The sequence below is a fragment of the Sphingosinithalassobacter sp. LHW66-3 genome (assembly GCF_050703275.1).
Lineage (GTDB): Bacteria > Pseudomonadota > Alphaproteobacteria > Sphingomonadales > Sphingomonadaceae > Sphingomonas.
In genome coordinates this window covers 951,874-961,561 of record NZ_CP193482.1, presented here as the reverse complement: position 1 = coordinate 961,561, position 9,688 = coordinate 951,874, and the positions used below count along the sequence as shown (strand labels likewise).

Genomic DNA, 9,688 nt, shown 5'->3' with positions numbered 1-9,688 from the left:
TTGTCGAAGGGGGCGGTGCTGGGCTTGCCCCTCGGGCTGCGAAAGCCTAGCTCCTGCAGCATGGCAAGCGCCTCTCCCCTGATCGACCGCCACGGCCGCACGATCAGCTATCTGCGCATCTCGGTCACCGACCGGTGCGACCTGCGCTGTCGCTATTGCATGGCCGAGCAGATGACCTTTCTGCCGAGAGAACGGCTGTTGAGCCTCGAAGAGATTGCGCTGATCGCCGAGCGGTTCATTGCCCGGGGAACGAGCAAGATCCGTCTTTCCGGCGGCGAGCCGCTGGTACGCCGCGATATCGTCGATCTCGCGCGGCGGCTGGGCCGGCATCTCGGCGATGGTGGGCTCGACGAATTGACGATGACGACCAACGGCGTGCGTCTTGCCGAACATGCCCAGGCGCTTGCGGACGCCGGGATGCGCCGAGTGAACGTGAGCCTGGACAGTCGCGATCCAAAAGTGTTTCGCCACATCACCCGTCATGGACAGATTGAGACGGTGCTCGGCGGAATCGCGGCGGCGAAGGCCGCCGGCCTCGCGGTCAAGATCAACATGGTCGCGCTGAAAGGCCTTAATGCGCATGAAATCGCAGACATGCTCGCCTGGTGCGCAGACGAGGCGCTCGATCTGACGCTGATCGAAACGATGCCGATGGGGAGCGTCGACGAGGACCGCGCCGATCGCTTCCTGCCGCTCACGCACGTTCTCGACGACCTGCTTGGCCGGTTCGACCTTCGTCGCGACGCGCATCGGAGCGGCGGTCCGGCGCGCTATTGGCGGCTGGCGGGGACCGACACTCGCCTCGGGCTTATTTCGCCGCTCACGGCGAACTTTTGCGACGGCTGCAACCGCGTGCGGCTGACGACGGAAGGGCGGCTCTATCTGTGTCTCGGCCATGACGATCAGGTCGATCTCAAAGCTGCGATTCGCGACGGCGGCTTGCCGGCAGTCGATGCCGCGATCGACGCGGCGCTCGCGATCAAGCCGCGGCGGCACGATTTCAGGATCGCCGAGGGGTCGGCACCCGCTGTCGCCCGCCACATGAGCGTGACCGGCGGATGACGTCTCGCTGCGCGCTCGTCGCGTCCCCGGTCAAATCGGCGCAGCTCGCTGCGGACGAGCTGCGTGAGATTTACGACTGGGTGCCGGTCGAAGAGGCCGACCAGCTGGTCGCGCTTGGTGGCGACGGCTTCATGCTTCAGACGCTGCACGCAATGCTGGAGCGGCGCCGGATCGTTCCGGTGTTCGGCATGAATCTCGGCACCATCGGCTTTCTGATGAACGAGTGGCGGCTTGAAGGCCTGGAGGAGCGGCTCGCCCGCGCCCGGCCGTTCCGGGTCTCGCCGTTGTCGATGACCGCTACCACCGTTAGCGGCGAGCGCTGCGTGCTGCCGGCGATCAACGAAGTCTCGCTGCTGCGCGAGACTCGCCAGACTGCGAAGCTGCAAGTGACTGCGAACGAGCGTGTCGTGCTGCCGGAGCTTGTGTGCGACGGCATCCTGGTGGCGACCCCTGCCGGTTCGACTGCCTACAACCTGTCGGCCCATGGACCAATCCTGCCGCTCGGGTCGGGGCTGCTGGCGCTCACGCCGATCAGCCCGTTCCGGCCGCGGCGCTGGCGCGGCGCACTGCTGCCGGAGCGGACCCGTATCGGCATTCGGGTGCTCGATGCGGACAAGCGGCCGGTGAGTGCGGTGGCCGACCAGCGCGAGGTCCGCGATGTCGCCGAGATCGATGTCGCGATCGATCAGCTGCGCGACCTTACTTTGATGTTCGATCCCGAACATGCGCTCGATGATCGGATCACGATGGAGCAGTTCGTCGCCTGAGCCGGAGGACTTTGCTCACCGGCGACGGACCAGTGCCGACAGAAGCTCGTAATAGCTGGCGAGATCGACTGCGGTCTCGAACTGGCAGCCGATCCGCCCGCCAAGCGCCCAGCGGACCTCCGCCACGAGCGCCCCCACGATCGGCAACGTCACCCGGAGCCGCGAGCCGATGTCGAATTCCTGATCGCAGCGCGCCATCAGGCCGTGGGGCGAGATGTTGACGATCAGGAGCCGCAGCTCCCGCGCATCGGGGCCGAACGCCTTGGCGCGATAATGAACCTCGTCGCGTCCTTCGCGCCGGACGTCGGCGAAAGCCAGATTTCCCGTTCCAACGCTCACACACGCGCCCCGCTACTCTGGTTTGGCGCTTGCGGGATAACGGCTACCGAATGAAAGTCGTTCAAACAAAGCTGCTTAACATAGGTTTTATTCGGCAGGCGTCAGCAGGCCATGGTGCTTCTTGCCCGCCGAGACGCGAACCGGCGCAGCGGCGACCGCAACGGCCAGCTGGTCGTCGGCCACTTTCTCGCCCTCTACGCGCGCGCCGCCCTGCTGGATCAGGCGCCGCGCCTCGCCCTTCGAGGCGCAGAGGCCGAGGCCGACGAGCGCGTCGACGATCCCGATGCTGCCGCCCGCAACAGCCAGCGTGGGCAGCGCTTCGCCGGCGCTGCCTTCCTCGAAGGTGCGGCGCGCGGTCTCGGCGGCTTCGTCGGCAGCCGCATCGCCGCGGCACATGCGAGTCGCCTCGTTGGCGAGGATCTTCTTCGCCTCGTTGATCTCGGCGCCCTCGAGCGCTTCGAGCCGGGCGATCTCGTCGAGCGGCAGATCGGTGAACAGGCGCAGGAACCGGCCGACGTCGCGATCGTCGGTGTTGCGCCAGAACTGCCAGTAATCATAGGCCGAGAGCTGGTCGTCGTTGAGCCAGACGGCGCCCGACATGGTCTTGCCCATCTTGCCGCCGTCGGCAGTGGTGATGAGCGGCGTGGTGATGCCATAGACTTCGGTGCCGTCGACGCGGCGCGACAGCTCGATGCCGTTGACGATATTCCCCCACTGATCCGAACCGCCCATCTGAAGCCGGCAGCCGGCGCGGCGCGACAGCTCCAGAAAGTCATAGGCCTGAAGGATCATGTAATTGAATTCGAGGAAGCTGAGCGACTGTTCGCGATCGAGCCGGAGCTTGACCGAATCGAAGCTGAGCATCCGGTTGACCGAGAAGTGCTGGCCGATGTCGCGCAGGAAGGGGATGTATTCCAGCCGGTCGAGCCATTCGGCATTGTCGAGCATCACGGCGTCGGTCGGGCCGTCGCCGAAGGTGAGGAAGCGCTCGAACACGCGCTTGATCGACGCGACGTTCGACGCGATCACCTCGTCGGTCATCAGCTTGCGGGCTTCGTCCTTGAAGCTGGGATCGCCGATCTTGCCGGTGCCGCCGCCCATCAGGACGATCGGCTTGTGCCCTGTCTGTTGCAGCCGCCGCAGCAGCATGATCTGCACCAGCGACCCGACATGCAGCGACGGCGCCGTCGGATCGAAGCCGATATAGCCGGGAACGATCTGCTTGGCCGCCAGCGCGTCGAGCGCCACGGCATCGGTGAGCTGATGGATGTAGCCGCGGCTTTCGAGCAGGCGGAGCAGATCGGAGCGATGTTCGGTCATGGCGCCGCGCGGATTAGCACAAAGTTGGCGCGCGTCACCCCGGCGATTGGCCTGCGCGCGCAGGCGGGCTAGTGCCCTGCGGCCGCACGACGGCGGAAGGGGCGGGGAAACCAACAGGTGCCGCGCTTCGTCTGATATCCGTCCAGTGCGAAACGGGGAGCAGCGGACCGGATGGAAGCAGAAAGCCAGGTTACGGAGAGCAAGCGGATCGGGCCGGTGGCGGCGGTCGCCCGCTGGGCCGCCGGGCGTCGCGACCTGCTGTGGACGCTCGTCGGCCTGCTGATCCTGATCGTCTCGCTGGTCGCGCTGAGCGCGGTGCTGCGCGAGATTCGCATCGACGACATCAGCCGGGCGATCACGGCGATCCCCGGCGAGCGCTGGCTGGTCGCCGCCTTGCTGACGGTGCTGAGCTTCGCCTGCCTGATCGTGTTCGACGTCGCCGCGCTGCGCATCGTCGAACGGAGAGTGCCGCCCGGCCTGATCGCGCGCGGCGCGGCGACGAGCTACGCCGTTTCGAACACGCTCGGCCTGCCGCTGCTGACGGGCGGAGCGGTGCGGCTCTATTTCTACACACGCGCCGGGCTGAACGAGGCGGATGTCGCGCGAGTGGTGACGCTTGCGTCGCTTGCATTCCTGCTCGGCGTGTTCGCGGTCTTCCTCCTGCTGCTCCCGTTGCTGCCGAGCGGCATCGCGCTCGGGCCGGTCGCGCTTCCCGATGCCCTGCGCTTTGGCGCGCCGGCGCTGCTGATCGCGGGGCTGATCGCCTATGGGCTGTGGACCGCGCGGCGCCCGCGCACGCTTGCCGCCTTGGGCCTGAGCCTGCCGTTGCCGGGCCCTGGTCTGACCGCGGCCCAACTCGCCGCCGCCTCGCTCGATCTGGCGCTCGCCGCCGGAGTGGTGTTCGTACTCGCACCCAGCCTTGCGCTCGACGCCTTTCCGCAACTGCTCGCCGCCTATGTGCTGGCGCTCGCGGTCGCGGTGATCACCCATGCGCCGGGCGGATTCGGCGTGTTCGAAACGATGGTGTTCCTGCTGCTGCCGGAAATGCCCAAGACCGATCTGGCGGCCGCGCTGATCGGATATCGACTGATCTATTTCCTGCTGCCGTTCGCGCTGGCGCTGCTCTATCTGGCAGTGCTGGAAGGCGAGCGGCTGCGCGACCGCGCCGCGCCGATGATGCGGGCCGGGAGCAACATCGCCCGGTCGATCGCGCCGCTGACCATGGCGGCGGCGGTCTTTTCGGCCGGTGCGCTGATGATCCTGACCGGTGCGCTGCCCTTCGTGCCCGAGCGCGTGGCGGCGCTGACGAAATTCCTGCCCTCGGTGCTGCTCGACCTTTCGCACATCGCCAGCAGTATCATCGGGACGATCCTGATGTTCACTGCCTGGGGCCTGTATCGCCGGCTCGACGTGGCCTGGCTGGTAAGCGTCGTGCTGCTTTCCGCCGGAGCCTTCCTCGCGCTGCTGCGGGGCTTCGACTATGTCGAGGCGGCGGTGCTGGCGACGGTGGCGCTGCTGCTTCTCTGGACGCACCCCGCCTTCTACCGCCAGTCGGCGCTCACCGGCGAACGTCCCGGCGGCGGCTGGCTGCTCGCGATCGCGGCGGTGATCGCAGGCAGCATCTTCATCGGCTTCTTCAGTTACAAGAGCGTCGAATATCAGGATGCGCTGTGGTGGCAGATCCGCCCCGGCGCCAACGCGCCGCGCTTTCTTCGCGCCTCGCTCGCTGTCGCGGTCGTGGCGATCCTGCTCGCGCTTCGGCGGCTTGCTCGCCCGGCGCGACCGGCGCTCGCCCATGCGCTGTCGAAGGAGACATGGGACGCCGCGCTGAACGCCACGACCATCGCCGAGGCGCATCTGGCCCGTACCGGCGACAAGTTCTTCCTCGTTGCCGAGGCCGGCGACGCATTTCTGATGTATCGCGTCCGAGGGCGCAGTTTCATCGCGCTCGGCAGCCCGATCGGTCCGGCCGAGCGCTGGGGCGAGCTGGTGTGGAAGTTCCGCGAGCTTGCCGACCGGCATGGCGGCCGCACCGTCTTCTATCGCTGCGGCGCCGAAATGCTGCCGCATGCGGTCGATCTGGGGCTGGGTATCATGAAGCTGGGGGAAGAGGCGCGCGTGCCGCTCGCCGACTTCTCGCTCGAAGGCAAGCCGCGATCGAAGCTGCGCCATGCGGTGAGCCGTGCCGAGCGCGAAGGCGTCACCTTTCGCGTCGTCGAAGGCGCCGAGCTGGGGCCGCTGATGGATGAGCTGCGTTCCGTATCCGACGAATGGCTCGCGGCGAAGCGGCAGCGCGAGAAGCAGTTCAGCCTCGGGCGGTTCGACCCCGCCTATCTGAAGGGAGGGCCGGTGGCGCTTGCCGAGAAGGACGGTCATGTGCTCGCCTTTGCCAATCTCTGGACATTGCCGTCGCGCGAGGAACTGTCGTTCGATCTGATGCGAAACCGTACCGAGATGCCGAATGGCACGATGGACGCGCTGTTCGCGCGGCTGATGCTGTGGGCCAAGGAACAGGGCTATGCCCATGTCTCGCTGGGCGTGGCGCCGCTTTCGGGCATCGAGAGCCGCCGGCTCGCGCCGATCTGGGCGCGGCTGGCCGGATCGGTGTTTCGCCATGGCGAGCGGCTGTACGGCTATGCCGGGCTGCGGCGATACAAGGAGAAGTTCCTGCCCGAATGGCGGGGCCGATATCTGGCCGCGCCGCGCGGACTGGCGATGGCAATGGCGCTGACCGACGTGACGATGCTGGTTTCCGCGCCGCCGGTCGTCCGCTGGAGGCGACCGATCCGCGGGCTGCGATGGGAGCAGATGCGGACGCTGCGCCGGATGCGGCGCAAGCTGCAACCGCGCTGACCCGCAGCCGCGGGGCTGCTTTACCGAAACCCGCGCTTTTCCGCCGAAGGTCGCACAAAAGTCGCACCTCAACGCGCGGGCGCGCCCCCGCGCACGCGTACGCGGGGGCGCAGCGAACTGCGGGGGAAGGTTCGGCCGGTCCGGAACGGGAACGCGAGCGATGCGCCATCCCACGAGCCAAGCAGTCGAATTCCTACTTTGCAAGAGAGGAGAGGGCGAAGCGCGCGGCGGCGTGACGCCCGCAGCGGCGCTTGCTACGACGCGCCATGCTTCGCCAGACCCTCCGCCGCCACGATGCCGGTGCCGACGGCGCACCCGCCGCCATTACGGCCAGCCTGTCGCGGATACGGCCGCGCATGCTGCGGATCGACTATCACGCGTCGGGCGGCGCGGGGCACATCGCGCTGCCTTTGCGCGAGCAGGAGGCCGGAGCGCGCACCGACGGATTGTGGCAGCGGACCTGCTTCGAGCTGTTCGTGCGGCCGGGCGACGGCCCTGGCTATTACGAGTTCAACTTCTCGCCTTCGGCGGCATGGGCGGCCTATCGGTTCGACGGGTATCGCGCGGGGATGGCGGCGCTGGAGCCGCTCGCCGCGCCGCAGATCGACCTGATGCTTCGCCCGCCGTTCGATTCGACCAAGCCGCAGCCGATCCGCAGCCGGGCGGAAGCGAAGCGGGACGCAAGGGAGCATCTGTGGGTGCAGGTGACGCTCGATCTGGAGCGGCTGCACGCGCTGCCGGTCGACGTGCCGTGGCATGTCGGGCTTTCCGCCGTGATCGAGGAGAAATCAGGAGCGAAATCCCATTGGGCGCTGGCGCATCCCGAAGGCGCTCCCGATTTCCACGATCCGGCTTGCTTCGCGCTCCAACTCCCGGCAGCACGGCCGGCATGAACTTCGGTATCGACCGGCTGCTCGCCGACCCCGAGCTTCGCAAGCCCCTCGAGGGCAAGCGCGTCGCGCTGCTGGCGCACCCCGCATCGGTGACGGCGAACCTCACGCATTCGCTCGACGCGCTGAGGACGGCGGGCGTGAACGTGACCGCCGCTTTCGGACCGCAGCACGGACTGCGCGGCGACAAGCAGGACAATATGATGGAATCGCCGGATTTCGACGATCCGGTTCACGGCATTCCGGTGTTCAGCCTGTATGGCGAAGTGCGGCGGCCGACCGCAGGCTCGATGGCGCGCTTCGACGTGCTGCTGGTCGACCTGCAGGATCTGGGCTGCCGCATCTACACCTTCATCACGACACTGCTCTACGTGCTGGAAGCGGCGGCGGAACACGGCAAGCGGGTGTGGGTGCTCGACCGGCCGAACCCGGCGGGCCGGCCGGTGGAGGGGCTGACGCTGCGCTCCGGCTGGGAGAGCTTCGTCGGCGCCGGGCCGATGCCGATGCGGCACGGGATGACGCTGGGTGAGATGGGGGCGTGGTTCGTCGACCGGTTCAAGCTCGACCTCGACTATCGCGTGATCGACATGGAAGGCTATGCGCCCGCCGCCGGGCCGGGGCACGGTTGGCCGCTCGACGAGCGGGTGTGGATCAATCCCAGCCCCAACGCGCCCAATCTCAACATGGCGCGGGCCTATGCCGGGACGGTGATGCTGGAGGGTACGACGCTGAGCGAGGGGCGGGGCACGACCCGGCCGCTAGAGCTGTTCGGCGCCCCCGATCTCGACGCGCGGGCGCTGATCGCGCAGATGCGCGCGCTGGCGCCCGAATGGCTGGAAGGCTGCACGCTGCGTGACGTGAGCTTCGAGCCGACCTTCCACAAGCATGCGGGGACGCTGTGCCACGGCGTCCACATCCATGCCGAAGGGCCGGGCTACGACCATGAGGCGTTCCGGCCCTGGCGGTTGCAGGCGCTGGCGTTCAAGGCGATCCGGCGGCTGTGGCCCGATTACGCGCTGTGGCGCGATTTTCCGTATGAATATGAATTCGACAAGCTGGCGATCGACGTGATCAACGGCGGGCCCGCGCTGCGCGAATGGGTGGACGATCCCGCCGCGGCTCCGGGCGATCTCGATGCGCTGACGGCGCCCGACGAAGCGGCGTGGGAAGAGGAGCGGCTGCCGTATCTGCGCTACTGATCCCGCCGGCCGGCTTTGCATCGGCGCGCGAAGGATTTAGGGGCGTTCCATGCTGGTTGGCCTGATCTTCGCGACCGACGACGCCTCCGATCGCCCGGGCGTGCTCGCGGCGACGCTGCCGTTCGGCGGCATGACCCTGCTCGAATATCAGGTGCGGCTGCTGATCGGTGCGGGCGCCGAGCAGATACTGGTGGCGGTGGCGCGGGTGACTCCCGCGCTGCTGGCGGCGGTATCGCGTGCGGGGAAGCGCGGCGCGAGCGTCGAGATCGTCCGCTCGGCCGAGGAAGCGGCGGGGAAAGTGCATCCGCTGGCACGGGTGCTCGTGCTCGCCGATAGCCTGGTGACGAGCGATCCGGTGATCGATCGCATGGCGGGCGACGGCGCCGAGGCGCTGCTGGTGACCGACGATTTCAATTCGCCCGCTGCGGTCGAGCGGCTCGACATGAAGGATTGCTGGGCCGGTGTCGCCCGCGTTCCGGCGCATCATCTGGGCGCGATCGCACGCATGCCCGACGATTGGGACTTCCAATCGGCGCTGTTACGCGCGGCGGTGCAGGCACGCGCCGAGCATGTGCCGCTGACGCCCGGATGGATCCGCGGCGGCCACGCGGTGGTGCGCAATGCCGAAGTGCTCGCATCCCGCAGCAATGCAGTGCTCGCGGCGCTGACCGAACGGCGGCCGACCTGGGCGGATCGCTGGATCTTCACGCGAGTGGCGCGGCTCGCCCTGCCGGCGCTGGTCGCGCGCGGCGTGCCCGGGCTGGCGCTGCTGGGCGGGGGAAGTCTGGTGGGGCTGGGGGCGCTCGGCACGATCCTGTTCGGGTTCGACGGGGCGGGGCTGGTCGCGGCGCTGATCGCGGCGGCAGTGCTGGCGACCGGATCTGCGATGGCGGCGCTGCGCGGCGAGGAGCGGCGGGCGCGCCTGTTCGAAGGGCTGATCGGATTGTTGGCGGGAGCGGCGATGCTGTTGACCGGATGGACGGCGACGTCCGCCACGGCTGCGGCGACGCCGATGCTGCTCGCGCTGTTCGCCGTGGCGGCCCATTTGCTGGCCGAGCGCAGCGGCGCGCGACACCGCCGCTGGTGGGGAAGCCCGACGGCCTATCTGCTGTTGTTGACGCCCTTCGGCTTCGCCGATCTGCCGGTCGCCGGGCTGGGGCTGCTCGCCGCTTACGCCTTCGCGACGCTCGCCGCGGCGGTTGAGGCAATTCGCGAAAAGGCTTAGTCTCCTTTTAAGGACACTTCCGCTATTCGAGGG

At 68.1% G+C, this 9,688-nt stretch carries 8 protein-coding genes; 6 read left to right on the top strand and 2 right to left on the bottom strand.

Features of this window, described 5'->3' with window-relative positions; genetic code table 11:
• The first annotated feature begins 60 nt into the window (after nt 1-60).
• The gene (gene moaA, locus ACQ450_RS04415; protein WP_431470665.1) at nt 61-1,062 is read left to right on the top strand and encodes a GTP 3',8-cyclase MoaA; all 1,002 of its coding nucleotides are present in this window, start codon (nt 61-63) and stop codon (nt 1,060-1,062) included.
• Nucleotides 1,059-1,829, top strand: coding sequence for an NAD kinase (locus tag ACQ450_RS04410; protein WP_188055433.1), 771 nt, complete (start codon nt 1,059-1,061; stop codon nt 1,827-1,829). The genes moaA and ACQ450_RS04410 overlap by 4 nt, the downstream gene beginning before the upstream one ends.
• 15 nt (nt 1,830-1,844) lie before the next feature.
• On the opposite strand, the gene ACQ450_RS04405 is transcribed toward ACQ450_RS04410, so the two are convergent.
• The gene (locus ACQ450_RS04405) at nt 1,845-2,168 is read right to left on the bottom strand and encodes a PilZ domain-containing protein (protein WP_262503997.1); all 324 of its coding nucleotides are present in this window, start codon (nt 2,166-2,168) and stop codon (nt 1,845-1,847) included.
• Between the two features lie 87 nt (nt 2,169-2,255).
• Nucleotides 2,256-3,488, bottom strand: a complete 1,233-nt coding sequence (gene tyrS, locus ACQ450_RS04400; protein WP_431470664.1) for a tyrosine--tRNA ligase — start codon at nt 3,486-3,488, stop codon at nt 2,256-2,258.
• A gap of 171 nt (nt 3,489-3,659) precedes the next feature.
• On the opposite strand from tyrS, the gene mprF reads away from it, so the two are divergent.
• The 4 genes from mprF (at nt 3,660) to ACQ450_RS04380 (ending at nt 9,655) form a co-directional block, all read left to right on the top strand.
• On the top strand, nt 3,660-6,341 hold the full coding sequence (gene mprF, locus ACQ450_RS04395; RefSeq protein ID WP_431470663.1) for a bifunctional lysylphosphatidylglycerol flippase/synthetase MprF: 2,682 nt from the start codon (nt 3,660-3,662) through the stop codon (nt 6,339-6,341).
• Between the two features lie 266 nt (nt 6,342-6,607).
• Entirely contained in the window at nt 6,608-7,234 is a 627-nt protein-coding gene (locus ACQ450_RS04390) for a DOMON-like domain-containing protein (RefSeq protein ID WP_431470662.1), read from the top strand.
• On the top strand, nt 7,231-8,430 hold the full coding sequence (locus ACQ450_RS04385) for an exo-beta-N-acetylmuramidase NamZ family protein (protein ID WP_431470661.1): 1,200 nt from the start codon (nt 7,231-7,233) through the stop codon (nt 8,428-8,430). Before ACQ450_RS04390 ends, ACQ450_RS04385 begins: the two co-directional genes overlap by 4 nt.
• Nucleotides 8,431-8,479: 49 nt before the next feature.
• A complete protein-coding gene (locus ACQ450_RS04380) occupies nt 8,480-9,655 on the top strand; it encodes a hypothetical protein (protein ID WP_431470660.1) in 1,176 nt (391 codons plus the stop codon).
• Nucleotides 9,656-9,688: the final 33 nt, after the last annotated feature.

Bases quoted from the DNA above. Each gene is read 5' to 3' on its own strand.
- mprF (WP_431470663.1), top strand. From the start codon at position 3,660: ATGGAAGCAGAAAGCCAGGTTACGGAGAGCAAGCGGATCGGGCCGGTG.
- ACQ450_RS04380 (WP_431470660.1), top strand. From the start codon at position 8,480: ATGCTGGTTGGCCTGATCTTCGCGACCGACGACGCCTCCGATCGCCCG.
- ACQ450_RS04385 (WP_431470661.1), top strand. From the start codon at position 7,231: ATGAACTTCGGTATCGACCGGCTGCTCGCCGACCCCGAGCTTCGCAAG.
- ACQ450_RS04390 (WP_431470662.1), top strand. From the start codon at position 6,608: ATGCTTCGCCAGACCCTCCGCCGCCACGATGCCGGTGCCGACGGCGCA.
- moaA (WP_431470665.1), top strand. From the start codon at position 61: ATGGCAAGCGCCTCTCCCCTGATCGACCGCCACGGCCGCACGATCAGC.
- tyrS (WP_431470664.1), bottom strand. From the start codon at position 3,488: ATGACCGAACATCGCTCCGATCTGCTCCGCCTGCTCGAAAGCCGCGGC.
- ACQ450_RS04410 (WP_188055433.1), top strand. From the start codon at position 1,059: ATGACGTCTCGCTGCGCGCTCGTCGCGTCCCCGGTCAAATCGGCGCAG.